The 12,457-nt window shown below is 72.5% G+C and carries 13 protein-coding genes; 6 read left to right on the top strand and 7 right to left on the bottom strand.

What is annotated here, in order from left to right; genetic code table 11:
• The first annotated feature begins 118 nt into the window (after nt 1-118).
• Both JOE38_RS03630 and JOE38_RS03635 read left to right on the top strand, forming a co-directional pair.
• Nucleotides 119-973: a Sir2 family NAD-dependent protein deacetylase gene (locus JOE38_RS03630; RefSeq protein WP_204574902.1), complete on the top strand. Its 855-nt coding sequence runs from the start codon at nt 119-121 to the stop codon at nt 971-973.
• Entirely contained in the window at nt 970-1,605 is a 636-nt protein-coding gene (locus JOE38_RS03635; RefSeq protein WP_204574903.1) for a histidine phosphatase family protein, read from the top strand. Before JOE38_RS03630 ends, JOE38_RS03635 begins: the two co-directional genes overlap by 4 nt.
• 45 nt (nt 1,606-1,650) lie before the next feature.
• On the opposite strand, the gene JOE38_RS03640 is transcribed toward JOE38_RS03635, so the two are convergent.
• Together JOE38_RS03640 and JOE38_RS03645 are read right to left on the bottom strand one after the other, a co-directional pair.
• The gene (locus JOE38_RS03640; protein WP_204574904.1) at nt 1,651-2,745 is read right to left on the bottom strand and encodes a glycosyltransferase family 4 protein; all 1,095 of its coding nucleotides are present in this window, start codon (nt 2,743-2,745) and stop codon (nt 1,651-1,653) included.
• Nucleotides 2,742-3,638 carry an alpha/beta fold hydrolase gene (locus JOE38_RS03645; RefSeq protein ID WP_204574905.1) on the bottom strand — a complete coding sequence of 299 codons (897 nt, stop codon included), beginning with the start codon at nt 3,636-3,638 and terminating at the stop codon, nt 2,742-2,744. The genes JOE38_RS03640 and JOE38_RS03645 overlap by 4 nt, the downstream gene beginning before the upstream one ends.
• A gap of 123 nt (nt 3,639-3,761) precedes the next feature.
• Here JOE38_RS03645 and treS point away from each other — a divergent pair, with 123 nt between their 5' ends.
• Nucleotides 3,762-5,495 carry a maltose alpha-D-glucosyltransferase gene (gene treS, locus JOE38_RS03650; RefSeq protein ID WP_174239530.1) on the top strand — a complete coding sequence of 578 codons (1,734 nt, stop codon included), beginning with the start codon at nt 3,762-3,764 and terminating at the stop codon, nt 5,493-5,495.
• 10 nt (nt 5,496-5,505) lie between these two features.
• Nucleotides 5,506-6,207: a 3'-5' exonuclease gene (locus JOE38_RS03655; RefSeq protein WP_204574906.1), complete on the top strand. Its 702-nt coding sequence runs from the start codon at nt 5,506-5,508 to the stop codon at nt 6,205-6,207.
• Nucleotides 6,208-6,282: 75 nt separating this feature from the next.
• On the opposite strand, the gene JOE38_RS03660 is transcribed toward JOE38_RS03655, so the two are convergent.
• From JOE38_RS03660 to glgA, 3 genes are all read right to left on the bottom strand, one after another.
• Nucleotides 6,283-6,540, bottom strand: a complete 258-nt coding sequence (locus JOE38_RS03660) for a type B 50S ribosomal protein L31 (RefSeq protein WP_204574907.1) — start codon at nt 6,538-6,540, stop codon at nt 6,283-6,285.
• A gap of 129 nt (nt 6,541-6,669) precedes the next feature.
• The gene (locus tag JOE38_RS03665) at nt 6,670-7,458 is read right to left on the bottom strand and encodes an ABC transporter ATP-binding protein (RefSeq protein WP_204574908.1); all 789 of its coding nucleotides are present in this window, start codon (nt 7,456-7,458) and stop codon (nt 6,670-6,672) included.
• A gap of 87 nt (nt 7,459-7,545) precedes the next feature.
• The gene (gene glgA, locus JOE38_RS03670) at nt 7,546-8,730 is read right to left on the bottom strand and encodes a glycogen synthase (RefSeq protein WP_204574909.1); all 1,185 of its coding nucleotides are present in this window, start codon (nt 8,728-8,730) and stop codon (nt 7,546-7,548) included.
• Nucleotides 8,731-8,776: 46 nt separating this feature from the next.
• Between glgA and JOE38_RS03675 the strand changes: the two genes are divergently transcribed.
• Nucleotides 8,777-10,018 (top strand): glucose-1-phosphate adenylyltransferase, encoded by a 1,242-nt coding sequence (locus tag JOE38_RS03675; RefSeq protein WP_204574910.1) that lies wholly within the window; start codon nt 8,777-8,779, stop codon nt 10,016-10,018.
• On the top strand, nt 10,015-10,713 hold the full coding sequence (gene serB / locus JOE38_RS03680; protein ID WP_204574911.1) for a phosphoserine phosphatase SerB: 699 nt from the start codon (nt 10,015-10,017) through the stop codon (nt 10,711-10,713). Before JOE38_RS03675 ends, serB begins: the two co-directional genes overlap by 4 nt.
• Nucleotides 10,714-10,737: 24 nt before the next feature.
• On the opposite strand, the gene JOE38_RS03685 is transcribed toward serB, so the two are convergent.
• Together JOE38_RS03685 and fabG are read right to left on the bottom strand one after the other, a co-directional pair.
• Entirely contained in the window at nt 10,738-11,694 is a 957-nt protein-coding gene (locus tag JOE38_RS03685) for a phosphotransferase enzyme family protein (protein WP_204574912.1), read from the bottom strand.
• 23 nt (nt 11,695-11,717) lie between these two features.
• The gene (gene fabG, locus JOE38_RS03690; RefSeq protein ID WP_204574913.1) at nt 11,718-12,428 is read right to left on the bottom strand and encodes a 3-oxoacyl-ACP reductase FabG; all 711 of its coding nucleotides are present in this window, start codon (nt 12,426-12,428) and stop codon (nt 11,718-11,720) included.
• Nucleotides 12,429-12,457 lie beyond the last annotated feature (29 nt).

Genomic DNA, 12,457 nt, shown 5'->3' on the forward strand with positions numbered 1-12,457 from the left:
GCCAGTTCGCGCGGAGCCGTCGCGGGGATGCGCTGTCTAGACTCGACAGGACAATGATGCCCTGCCCCGTCGCCGCCCGCCGACCGGGCCGGGCGCCAGCTCGGCACCGGGAGGCCCCATGAGCACCGCTCTCCGTGACGATCCCCGACCCCCCGCGGGGTCCACGATCGCCGAGGCGGTCGAGCTGATGCGCGGCCGCCGCACCGCCGTCCTCACGGGCGCCGGCCTCAGCACCGACTCGGGCATCCCCGACTACCGCGGCGAGGGCGCGCCGAAGCGCAACCCCATGACGTTCCAGCAGTTCCGCAGCGAGGGCGACGACTTCCGCCGCCGCTACTGGGCGGGCGGGCACCTCGGCTGGAAGGCCTTCAGCTCCGCGCGCCCCAACGACGGGCACCGGGCGCTCGCCGACCTCGAGGCCGCCGGCGTGGTGGGCGGTCTCGTCACGCAGAACGTCGACGGCCTGCACGAGCGCGCGGGATCACGTCGCGTCGTGGACCTGCACGGCTCGCTCGACCGCGTCCTCTGCCTCGACTGCGGCCAGGCCTACGCGCGCTCCGCGATCGCCGACCGCATTAGCGCCGAGAACCCGTGGCTCGACCAGCCCGACGCGGTCGAGCTCAACCCGGACGGCGACGCGCAGGTGCACGACGTCGACCGCTTCCGGATCCCCGTCTGCAGCGTCTGCGGCGGCATGCTCAAGCCCGACGTGGTGTTCTTCGGGGAGCTCGTGCCCACCGAGCGCTTCCGCGACGCGGGCGCCATCGTCTCGGACGCGGACGTGCTGCTCATCGCCGGGTCGTCCCTCGCGGTCAACTCCGGCATCCGCCTGCTCGAGATCGCCCGGAGGAGCCGCATGCCGATCGTGATCCTCAACCGCGGCACCACCAAGGGCGACACCCGCGCCACCGTGCGGCTGGAGGGCGGCACGAGCGAGATCCTCCGGGCGATCGCGACGGAGCTCGCGTCATGACGCGCATCGTGCTCGTGCGCCACGGCCGCACCGCGTGGAACGTGGAGCGGCGCGTGCAGGGTTCCAGCGACATCCCGCTCGACGACACCGGCCGCGCGCAGGCCGCCACCGCGGGCGCGCTGCTCGCCGCGGCGGTCGCCGGCGGCGCGGGCTGGGACGCGGTGCACGCGAGCCCGCTGAGCCGCGCCTTCGAGACGGCGTCGATCATCGCCGAGCACCTCGCGCTCGGCGGCAGCCCCACGACGGGTCCGCTTCCGGAGCCCGCGCTGGCGGAGCGCCGCTACGGCCTCGCGGAGGGGCTCACCCACTCCGAGATCGAGGCGCGCTTCCCGGACAACGACGTGCCCGGCCGCGAGACCGTGGAGTCCGTCACCGAGCGCGCGGGAGCCGCGCTCCTGCGCCTGGCGGAGCGGCACCCCGGCGGGTCGATCATCGCCGTGTCGCACGGCGGCGTCATCGCGGCGCTCGCCCGCAGCCTCGACGCGTCCCTCGGCAGCCGTCCGGGGCCCATGATCGAGAACGGCTCCGCCCACACGTTCGGCGTGGTCGACGGGGAGCTGTCGCTGCTGCGGTTCGGCGGCATCGCGGACCTCGGGGCGATCGTCGACCTGGATCCGGCGCGCCGGGCCTGACCCGGGGCCCGCCCGCCGGCGGACCGGACGGCAGCCGCGCCGAGCTCAGGCCTCACGACGCCCCGTGCGCGCGACCTGCTCGAGGAGGTCGCCGAGCTCCCGGGCCGACCGGTCCCAGTCGTACTCGGCCGCGCGCGCGATGCACGCGGCGGAGCGTCGCCGCCACTCGTCCGGGTCCTCGAGCGCGCGCACGGCCGCGGCGAACCCCTCGGCGTCGTCCGAATCCACGTACACGGCCGCGTCTCCCCCGATCTCCCGGAAGATCGGGATGTCGCTCACCACCACGGGCAGGCCGACGCTCATGGCCTCGATCACGGGGATGCCGAAGCCCTCGTCGCGCGAGGCGGTCAGCAACGCGGTCGCGCGCCGGAGCGTCCCGGCGTACTCGTCGTCGCTGGCGCCGTCGCGGAACACGAGCCGGGCGCCGTCGGCGATCGCCTCCAGCCGCTCGCGCTCGGCCGGCCCGACGCGGCTCATGAGGTGCAGCTCGTGGTCGGGCAGGTCGTCGGCCGCGCGCACGAGCGTCTCGACGTTCTTGTAGGGCATGTACGAGCCCATGTAGACGATGGTGCGCTCGGCGGGCGCGTCGCGCGGCCCGTCCGGGCGGCCGTCGGGCGCGGGCGCCAGCTCGGCGGCGTTCGGCACGACGACCACGGGACGCGTGGTCAGCCGGTGCGCGCGGATGAGGCCGCGCGTCGTCTCGCTGACCGTCACGATCGCGTCGGCGCGGTCGAGCAGCAGCCGCTGCGGCCACCACGCGAGGTGGAAGGCCCGCCAGAGGGCGCGCACGGGCGCGGGCAGGTCGCGCGGAGGTCGCCGGTGCCGGTAGTAGATGAGGTCGTGGAGCGTGAGCACGAGCGGGTACGTGCGTCCGCGCGATCCCATGGTCTGCATGGGGCTGTAGACCACGTCGGGTCGCATGCGCGAGACGCGACGCGCGACCCAGGGCTCGCGGGGCCCGGTCGGCGAGCTGACCAGCTGCCACGGCAGGTCGGGCAGCAGCGCGAGCTGACGGTGGTCGCTGATGAGCATGGTCACGTCGAAGCGCGCGCCGAGCCGGGCGACGAGCTCGGCGCCGTAGCGGCTGATCCCGTCGTGCCGGCCGATGCGCGTGTACCTGCAGTCGAAGACGAGCCTCACGACGCGCTCCCCTCGTCCAGGAACGCCCGGATGGCACCGGCCGCCTCCCGGGGCGTCTCGTAGTGGATGAGGTGCCCGACCCGCGGGATCACCTCGAGCCGCGCGTCCGCGAAGAGCCGCTGCAGCCGGTGCTGCGCGGCGACGGGCGTGATGTCGTCGCGCTCGGCCGCCACGAGCAGCACCGGCACGGCGACGCGCGGCGCGTACGTGCTCGCATCCGACGAGACCGACGCGCGGAAGGCCTCGAGCACGACGCGGCGGTCGCTGAACGCGCTGAAGAAGCGGTCGTGCTGGTCGTTGATCCACCGGCGGAGCGAGCGGTCGCGCGTCTTCGCCATGGCCTCGCTCATCACGCGCACGATGGCGCGGTTGCGCAGCAGGCCGAAGCCCGCGCGCTCGGGCAGCAGGGCGGCGGCGCGGTAGTAGAGCACGGCGAGCCGGGTGAGGATCCCCCGCGGCCCCTCGAGCGCGGGCGCCGCGATCGGGTTCACGAGGATCGCGCGCGGGCTGGGCAGGCCGTCCGCGAGCGCTGCCGAGACGACGATCGACCCGAACGAGTGGCCGAGCGCGGTCGCGTCGCGCGTGCCGGTCGCCTCCACGAACGCGCGGAGCCACGCGGAGTACCCGGCGATGTCGTGCCGCACGTCGACGAGCGGCGTCGAGTCGCCGAAGCCGGGCAGGTCGGGCGAGAGGATCCGCACGCCCGGCAGCTGCGCGACGACCGGCTCCAGCCCGTGGTGGTCCCCGCGGAACCCGTGCACGACGACGAGCGTCTGCGCCGCGTCGGCGGGCCCGTACTCCCACCAGGCGGTGCGGCTCCCGAGGAGGTCGACGGTGCGGCGGACCACGGGGATGCGGTCGAGCTGGGCGGCGTAGGGCGAGGGGACGGTCATCGGGACGAGTCTACGAGCGGGGGCGGCCCGCGCCCCCGGGCGCGCCGGGGTCCCCCACCCGCGCGCCGCGCCTAGAGTGGCGATCGAGCCTTCCCGCCCCGAGTCGACGCCCCCGTCGCGCCCATGAGGAGAACCGTGAGCTTCACCGCCCCCATCACCCTGCCCGGACTCACCCTCGACAAGCAGTGGTACAAGCGCTCGGTGTTCTACGAGGTGATGATCCGCTCGTTCGTCGACTCGAACGGCGACGGCACCGGCGACATCCAGGGCCTCATCTCCAAGCTCGACTACCTGCAGTGGCTCGGCATCGACGGCCTCTGGATCCCGCCCTTCTTCCAGTCCCCGCTCCGCGACGGCGGCTACGACATCAGCGACTACATGTCGGTGCTCCCCGAGTTCGGCACGCTCGACGACTTCAAAGAGCTCGTCACCAAGTCGCACGAGCGCAACATGCGCATCGTCATCGACCTCGTGATGAACCACACCTCCGACCAGCACGAGTGGTTCCAGCAGTCCCGGTCCGACCCCGACGGCCCTTACGGCGACTTCTACGTCTGGAGCGACACCGACGAGAAGTACGAGGACATCCGCGTCATCTTCGTCGACACCGAGGAGTCCAACTGGACCTTCGACCCGGTGCGCCGCCAGTTCTTCTTCCACCGCTTCTTCTCGCACCAGCCCGACCTCAACTTCGACAACCCGAAGGTGCACGAGGCGATCTACGGCGTCATCCGCCACTGGCTCGACATGGGCGTCGACGGCCTGCGCCTCGACGCGATCCCGTACCTCTACGAGACCGAGGAGGGCAACGGCGAGGGCGAGCCCGCGACGCACGAGTTCCTCAAGCGCCTGCGCGCCATGGTCGACGAGGAGTACCCGGGCCGGATCCTCATCGCCGAGGCCAACCAGTGGCCCCGCGAGGTCTCCGCGTTCCTCGGCACCGAGGAGGAGCCCGAGTGCCACATGGCGTTCGACTTCCCGATCATGCCGCGCATCTTCTACTCCCTCCGCTCGCAGACGGCGGACGAGCTGAAGCGGATCATGAGCGAGACGTTCGAGATCCCCGAGGCCGCCGCGTGGGGCGTCTTCCTCCGCAACCACGACGAGCTCACGCTCGAGATGGTCAGCGAGGAGTACCGCCAGGCGATGTACGGCTGGTACGCCTACGACCCGCGCATGCGCGTCAACATCGGCATCCGCCGCCGCCTGGCGCCGCTGCTCGACAACTCGCGGGCCGAGCTCGAGCTCGTGCACGCGCTCCTGTTCTCCCTCCCCGGCAGCCCGTTCCTGTACTACGGCGACGAGATCGGGATGGGCGACAACATCTGGCTGCCGGACCGCGACGCGTCGCGCACGCCCATGCAGTGGACCCCGGACCGCAACGCCGGATTCTCCACGGCCGACCCGGGCAAGCTCTACCTCCCCGTCGTGCAGTCGCTCGTCTACAACTACGCGCAGATCAACGTGGAGTCGCAGCTGGCGCAGTCGCGGTCGCTGCTGCACTGGGTCCGCAACGTGATCCACGTGCGCAAGGCCCACCCGGTCTTCGGCCAGGGCACCATCCGCGTGCTCCCGACCGACCACGAGAGCGTGCTCGCGTTCGTGCGCTCTTACGAGGGCAGCGGCACGCACTTCGGCGACCGCGCCGAGGACGTGCTGTGCGTCTTCTCGTTCGCGCACAACCCGGTGTCGGTCACGATCGACGCGTCCGACTTCGCGGGATCCCAGCTGTACGACCTCTTCGGCGGCGGCGTCTTCCCGACGGTCGGCGACGACGGCCGGCTCACGCTGACGCTCGCGACGCAGAGCTTCTACTGGCTGCACATGGGAGCGCCGGCCATCGGCGGTCGCCCGTAGCATCTACAGGATGAGCTCCCGCTGGCACCACTCCCTCGCCTCCTTCGACCTCGAGACGACGGGGGTGGACGTCGAGACCGCCCGCATCGTCACGGCGTGCATCGTCGTGCTCGACGCGGACGGCCAGGTCACCGAACGGCACGACTGGCTGGCGGATCCGGGGGTCGAGATCCCCGCGGGGGCGGCGGCCATCCACGGCGTCACCACGGAGCGCGCCCGAGCCGAGGGTCGCGATGCCGCCGCGGTCGTCCTCGAGATCGTCACCACCATCCGCGAGATGTTCGCCCGCGGCCTGGCGCTCGTGGTCTACAACGCGCCCTACGACCTCACGCTCCTCAACCGCGAGGCCGTGCGTCACGGGGTGGAGCCGCTGCGCGACACCGGACCGGTCATCGACCCGCTCGTCATCGACAAGGCGGTGGACACCTACCGCCGCGGCAAGCGCACGCTGTCCGTCGCGGCCGAGCACTACGGCGTGCGCCTCGACGACGCGCACGACGCGGGCGCCGACGCCATCGCCGCGGGCCGCGTCGCCCAGGCCATCGCCGGACGCTACGCGGATCAGCTCGACATCCCCGTGCTCGACCTCCACGACCGGCAGGTCGACTGGTCGCGCGTGCAGGCGGAGAGCTTCCAGGACTACATGCGGCGCACGCGGGATCCCGCGTTCACGACGTCCGGCGCGTGGCCCGAGCGGCACGCCGGATCCTGATCCGCTCCCCCGCCCGGGGACGACGAAGGGCGCCCGGCCGAGGCCGGGCGCCCTTCGTGCTGCAGCTTCGGGCTGCTACTTCTTGGTGCCGAAGCCCGCGTAGCGCGAGTTGAACTTCTCGACGCGGCCGGCGGAGTCCATGATGCGCTGCTTGCCCGTGTAGAACGGGTGCGACTCGCTCGAGATCTCGACGTCGATGACCGCGTACTCGACGCCGTCCTCCCAGACGATGGTCTTCGAGCTGCTCACGGTGGAGCGCGTGAGGAAGGTCGCGCCGGAGGCGAGGTCGCGGAAGACGACGGGGGCGTACTTGGGGTGGATGTCGGTCTTCATCGGGGTGTCCTTCGTCGTTTCTGGTGTCTGCGTGGGAAGCGTGGGTGCCCGGGATGATCACCGGACCAGTGGACGAGCCTACCAGACGGGTGCCCGGATCGGGTCGGCGCGCCGGACGGACGCGCGGGATCAGCGGCGGACGGCGCGGGCGGTGAAGCGCCCGTCGTCCTGCGTGACCTCGAGATCGAGGCCGAAGGTGCGGCCGAGGTTCTCGGCCGTCACCACATCCCCGAGGGGACCGGCCGCGACGACCGCGCCGTCGCGCAGGAGGAGGCCGTGCGTGAAGCCGCGCGGGATCTCCTCCACGTGGTGCGTGACCATGACGATGCCGGGTGCCTCGGGCGCCGACGCGTAGCCGCCGAGGAGCTGCAGCAGCTCCTCGCGCGCGCCGAGGTCGAGGCTCGCGGCCGGCTCGTCGAGGAGCAGCAGCTCGGGGTCGGTCATGATCGAGCGCGCGATCTGCACGCGCTTCTGCTCGCCGTCGCTCAGGGTGCCGAACTTCCGCTGCTCGAGGTGGCCGAGGCGCCACTCGGCGAGCACGCGCTGGGCGCGGCGCACGTCGATCTCCTCGTAGTCCTCGTTCCAGCGGCCGGTGACGGAGTAGGCGGCGGTGAGCACGACGTCGAGCACGGTCTCGTCGGCGGGGATGCGCCGGGCCATCGCGGTGGACGCGAAGCCGATGCGCGAGCGGAGCTCGAAGACGTCGACGCGGCCGAGCTCGTGGTCGAGGACCGTGGCGGTGCCCGAGGACGGGTGGGCCATGGCGGAGGCGATCTGCAGGAGGCTCGTCTTCCCCGCGCCGTTCGGCCCGAGGACGACCCAGCGCTGGTCGCCGTCCACCGTCCACTCCACCTGGTCGAGGATGGTCGTCCCGTTCCGGACGAAGGACACTCCGGACAGGGAGAGGACGTGGCTCATGCCGACGAGTCTACCGGCCCGTGCCCGACGCGCCTCGCGGCCGTGGGGTGCGCCGGGCCGCACCGGCGGCGGCCGACGCCCGGTGGGTCAGCGCAGGATCGACGCGTAGATCGCCTCGGTCTGGCGCGCGATGCGGTCCCAGCCGAACTCGCGCTCGGCGCGCACGCGGCCGGCCTCGCCCATGCGGCGCGCCGCGTCGGGATCCGCGACGACCTCGGTGAGCGCGGCGGCGAGGTCCCGGACGAAGCGCTCGGGGTCGGTGGGCGTGCCCGTTCCGTCCGTGGCCTGGTCGATGGGGACGAGGCGGCCGGTGACGCCGTCGTCGACGACCTCGGGGATCCCGCCCGTGGCGGTGCCGACGACGGGAGCGCCGCACGCCATCGCCTCGAGGTTCACGATGCCGAGCGGCTCGTAGACCGACGGGCAGACGAAGACGGTGCCCGCGGTGAGGACGGCGGAGAGCTCGCGGCGCGGCAGCAGACGGTCGATCCAGACCACGCCCGAGCGCTCCTCCTGCAGGCCGCGGACGAGGGCCGTCACCTCCTCCATGATCTGCGGGGTGTCGGGCGCGCCCGCGCACAGCACCATCTGCACGTCGGCGGGCAGCAGCGCGGCGGCGCGGAGCAGGTAGGGCAGGCCCTTCTGGCGCGTGATCCGGCCGACGAACACGACCGAGGGCCGCGACGGGTCGATGCCGAGCGAGCGCACCAGCTCGTCGTCGTGCACGGGCGCCCACGCCTCGAGGTCGATGCCGTTGTAGACCGTGTGGACCCGGGCCTCGTCGAGCGCGGGGTACGAGCGGAGGATGTCGCGCTTCATCCCGTCGCTGACCGCGATGACGGCGTCGGCCGCCTCGTACGCCGTGCGCTCGATCCAGCTGGAGACGCGGTACCCGCCGCCCAGCTGCTCGGCCTTCCACGGGCGCAGCGGCTCGAGGCTGTGCGCGGTGACGACGTGCGGGATCCCGTGCAGCATCGACGCCACGTGGCCCGCGTGGTTCGCGTACCAGGTGTGCGAGTGCACGACGTCGGCACCCGCCACGTCGCTCGCGATCGCCAGGTCGACCGCCATCGTCTGCAGCGTCGCGTTGGCGCCCGCGAGCTCCGCCGGGACGGGGTAGGAGAGGACGCCGGGCTCGTCGCGCGGCGCCCCGAATGCCCGGACGACGACCTCGGTCCGCTGCCGCATGGCCTTGACGAGCTCCGTGACATGGACCCCGGCACCCCCGTAGACCTCGGGCGGATACTCCTTGGTGATCACGTCTGCTCGCATTGGTCGAACGCTAGTACATGCCCCGACGTGCATCTACGCTGGAGCAATGGCATCGAAGAAGATCTTTGGAATCGTGCTCGCCGGCGGCGAGGGCAAGCGCCTCATGCCCCTCACCGCGGACCGGGCGAAGCCCGCCGTCCCGTTCGGCGGGCAGTACCGGCTCATCGACTTCGCGCTGTCCAACCTCATCAACTCGGGGCTCACGCAGATCGTCGTGCTGACGCAGTACAAGTCGCACTCGCTCGACCGGCACGTGTCGCAGACCTGGCGCCTCAACCAGATGCTCAACTCCTACATCGCGTCGGTGCCCGCGCAGCAGCGCCTCGGCAAGCGGTGGTTCAGCGGCTCGGCGGACGCGATCCTGCAGAGCCTCAACCTCATCAACGACGAGAAGCCCGACATCGTCGTCGTGGTCGGCGCCGACCACGTGTACCGCATGGACTTCAGCCAGATGATCGAGGCGCACATCGCCTCCGGTCACGGCGCGACGGTCGCGGCGATCCGCCAGCCCATCGAGCTCGCGGACCAGTTCGGCGTCATCGACGTGGACCCCGCGAACCCGTACCAGATCCGCGCCTTCCTCGAGAAGCCGAAGGACCCGCAGGGCCTCGACGACTCCCCCGGCGAGGTGCTCGCTTCCATGGGCAACTACGTCTTCGACACCGACCAGCTCATCGACGCGGTGCGCCGCGACGGCGAGAACGCGGAGTCCGCGCACGACATGGGCGGCGACATCGTGCCGTGGTTCGTGGAGCAGGGGAACGCCGGCGTCTACGACCTCAACCGCAACGAGGTGCCCGGCGCCAACGACCGCGACCGCTACTACTGGCGCGACGTCGGCACGATCGAGTCGTTCTTCGACGCGCACCAGGACCTCATCTCGGCCCTGCCCGTGTTCAACCTCTACAACAAGGACTGGCCGATCTTCAGCCAGCAGCTCAACAGCCCGCCGGCCAAGTTCGTCCGCGACGCGCAGGGCAACACGGGCACCATGATCGACTCGATCACCTCGCTCGGCGGCGTGATCAGCGGCGCCCACGTGGAGCGCAGCGTGCTGGGGCCGTGGGTCATCGCGGAGTCGGGCGCGCGCATCGTCGACAGCATCGTGTTCGACAAGGTGCACATCGGGGCGGGTGCCGTCGTCACGCGCGCCATCCTCGACAAGGACGTCGAGGTCGAGCCCGGCGCCACGGTGGGCGTCGACCACGACCGCGACCTGGCGCGCGGCTTCACCGTGACCGACGGCGGCATCACCGTCGTGGGCAAGGGCGTGCGCGTCACCCCGTGAGCGCCGTCCTCCCGCTGACGCCGGCCACCGCGTCGGCGTCGCCCGCCGCCCGTGCCCTGCCGCGCATGCTCGTGGTGCTCGACGTGGACTCGACCCTGATCGAGGACGAGGCGATCGAGCTGCTCGCCGCCGAGGCGGGCTCGCTCGACGAGGTCGCCGCCGTCACCGACCGGGCGATGCGCGGCGAGCTGGACTTCGCGGAGAGCCTGCGCTCGCGGGTCGCGACGCTGGCCGGGCTCCCGTCGACGGTGCACCGGGCGGTCGCGTCCCGGATCCGCGTCACGCCGGGTGCCGAGCGCATGATCCAGGGTCTGCACGACGCCGGCCACGTCGTCGCCGTCGTGTCGGGCGGCTTCCACGAGCTGCTGGATCCGCTCGCCGAGCGCCTCGGGCTCGACCTCTGGCGCGCCAACCGGCTGGAGACGGCCGACGGACGGCTCACGGGACGCGTCACGGGTCCGGTCATCGACGCCGCCGCCAAGCGCGCGGCCGTCGAGGAGTGGAGCGCCGGGCTGGGCATCCCGCTCGCCCGCGTCGTGGCGGTCGGCGACGGCGCCAACGACCTCGAGATGATGGCCGTGGCCGGGCTCTCGGTGGCCTTCGACGCGAAGCCCGCGGTCCGCGGGCGCGCCGACGTGTGCGTCGACCGGCGGGACCTCGCGCAGGTGCTCGCGCTCCTCGGCCTCCCCCGCTGATCCGGTCGCGCGCCCGGGTGCGGGTCAGCCCGTGACGACGGCCCGGGCGATCGCCGCGAGCTGGGCGATGTTCGCGGGCATGCGCTCCCGCTCCGACGGCAGGCTCGCGAGGTGGGTCACGTTGTCGAGGTACGCCAGGAAGATGAACGCGCCGAAGCGCTCGTCCGGGACGCCCGTGCTGCCGCCCGCCGCCGTGTAGGCGCGGTGGAACTGCGCGCGCTGCCGGGGCGCCAGGTACATGATCGCCGCGGCTACGTCGAGTCCGGCTGGCCCCAGGCCGCACCGGTCGAAGTCGATGACGGAGACACCGGCCGGTCCCTGGATGAGGTTCCCCGGGTGGTAGTCACCGTGCACCATGATCGGCGGCCCGGCCTCCGCCAGGGTGGCGCGCAGCTCGTCGATCGCGCCGGCCAGCGCGTCGGCGGTGGAGCCGTCGGCCATGATGCCCGGGTAGCCCTCGACGAGGCGCTCCAGTCGCGCGGTCGCGTAGTCCGCGTCGTAGCGGCGGCGCTGCCCGGCGAGCGCGACGGCCGCCGGATCCGCGCCGGCCGCGTGCAGGGCGGCCAGCGTCTCGGCGAAGGGACCCGCGTCCGACGAGGCGGGGAGGCTGCTCAGCATCTCCCCGTCGTGCCAGGTGAGCAGGCTCGCGAGGCGGCGCTCGACGCGCTCGCCCGACGCGCCGACGACCGCGCGGCGGAGGCCCACCTCGTCGTCGTCCGGGACGGAGACCTCGACCGTCGCCGTCCAGGATCCGTCGCGGGTGCGCTGCGGCCCGGGCACCGAGGGCCAGCCGCGCGCGGCGAGCACGTCGAGCCAGTCCAGCTCCAGGTCGATCTCGTGCTGCTTCCGGCGCGCCACGTGCAGGCGCAGCAGATAGCGCGGTCCCCCGTCGACGTCGACGCGGTAGGCGTGGTTGTGCGTGGCCCCCAGCTCGGTGAGCGCGGCGGGACCGATGTCCCAGGCCGCCAGGAGGTCGGACACGGCGCTCTCCCCGACGAGCGGGGTCAGTGGCCCATGCCGAGGCCGCCGTCGACCGGGATCACGGCACCCGAGATGTAGGCGGCCTCGTCCGAGGACACCCACGCCACGACGCCCGCGACCTCGGCCGCGGTGCCGTAGCGTCCGGCCGGGATGGACTTCTTGTACTCGGCCGCCTTCGCCTCCGGCAGCTCCGCGGTCATGTCGGTCTCGATGAAGCCGGGCGCGACCACGTTGGCCGTGATGCCGCGGGCGCCGAGCTCCCGCGTGACGGAGCGGGCGAGGCCCACGAGCCCGCTCTTGGACGCCGCGTAGTTGACCTGGCCGCCCGAGCCGTACAGCCCGACGACGCTGGAGATGAGGACGATGCGGCCGAAGCGCGCCTTGAGCATGCCCTTCGACGCGCGCTTGACGACGCGGAACGCGCCGCCCAGGTTCGTATCGACGACCTCGGTGAAGTCGTCGTCGCTCATGCGCATCATGAGGGTGTCGCGCGTGATGCCCGCGTTGGCGACCACGACCTCGACGGGACCGTACGCGGCCTCGACCTCGGTGAACGCGGCGTCGACGGACGCGGCGTCGGTCACGTCGGCGCGCACCGTGAGGCTGCCCTCGGGGCCCTGTCCGGAGCGCGCGGTGACGGCGACGCGGTGGCCCCGGCGCAGCATCTCCTCGGCGATCGCGTATCCGATCCCCCTGTTGCCTCCGGTGACGACGACGGTGCGTGCGGTGCTCATGGGGGACCTTCCATTACGGCTTGGAGGGG

It is taken from the genome of Clavibacter michiganensis (assembly GCF_016907085.1).
GTDB lineage: Bacteria > Actinomycetota > Actinomycetes > Actinomycetales > Microbacteriaceae > Clavibacter > Clavibacter michiganensis_O.

What these genes read in the sequence shown, in the direction of transcription:
- JOE38_RS03630 (WP_204574902.1), top strand. Translation starts at nt 119, where the DNA reads ATGAGCACCGCTCTCCGTGACGATCCCCGACCCCCCGCGGGGTCCACG.
- JOE38_RS03635 (WP_204574903.1), top strand. Translation starts at nt 970, where the DNA reads ATGACGCGCATCGTGCTCGTGCGCCACGGCCGCACCGCGTGGAACGTG.
- JOE38_RS03645 (WP_204574905.1), bottom strand. Translation starts at nt 3,638, where the DNA reads ATGACCGTCCCCTCGCCCTACGCCGCCCAGCTCGACCGCATCCCCGTG.
- treS (WP_174239530.1), top strand. Translation starts at nt 3,762, where the DNA reads ATGAGGAGAACCGTGAGCTTCACCGCCCCCATCACCCTGCCCGGACTC.
- JOE38_RS03655 (WP_204574906.1), top strand. Translation starts at nt 5,506, where the DNA reads ATGAGCTCCCGCTGGCACCACTCCCTCGCCTCCTTCGACCTCGAGACG.
- JOE38_RS03660 (WP_204574907.1), bottom strand. Translation starts at nt 6,540, where the DNA reads ATGAAGACCGACATCCACCCCAAGTACGCCCCCGTCGTCTTCCGCGAC.
- JOE38_RS03665 (WP_204574908.1), bottom strand. Translation starts at nt 7,458, where the DNA reads ATGAGCCACGTCCTCTCCCTGTCCGGAGTGTCCTTCGTCCGGAACGGG.
- glgA (WP_204574909.1), bottom strand. Translation starts at nt 8,730, where the DNA reads ATGCGAGCAGACGTGATCACCAAGGAGTATCCGCCCGAGGTCTACGGG.
- JOE38_RS03675 (WP_204574910.1), top strand. Translation starts at nt 8,777, where the DNA reads ATGGCATCGAAGAAGATCTTTGGAATCGTGCTCGCCGGCGGCGAGGGC.
- fabG (WP_204574913.1), bottom strand. Translation starts at nt 12,428, where the DNA reads ATGAGCACCGCACGCACCGTCGTCGTCACCGGAGGCAACAGGGGGATC.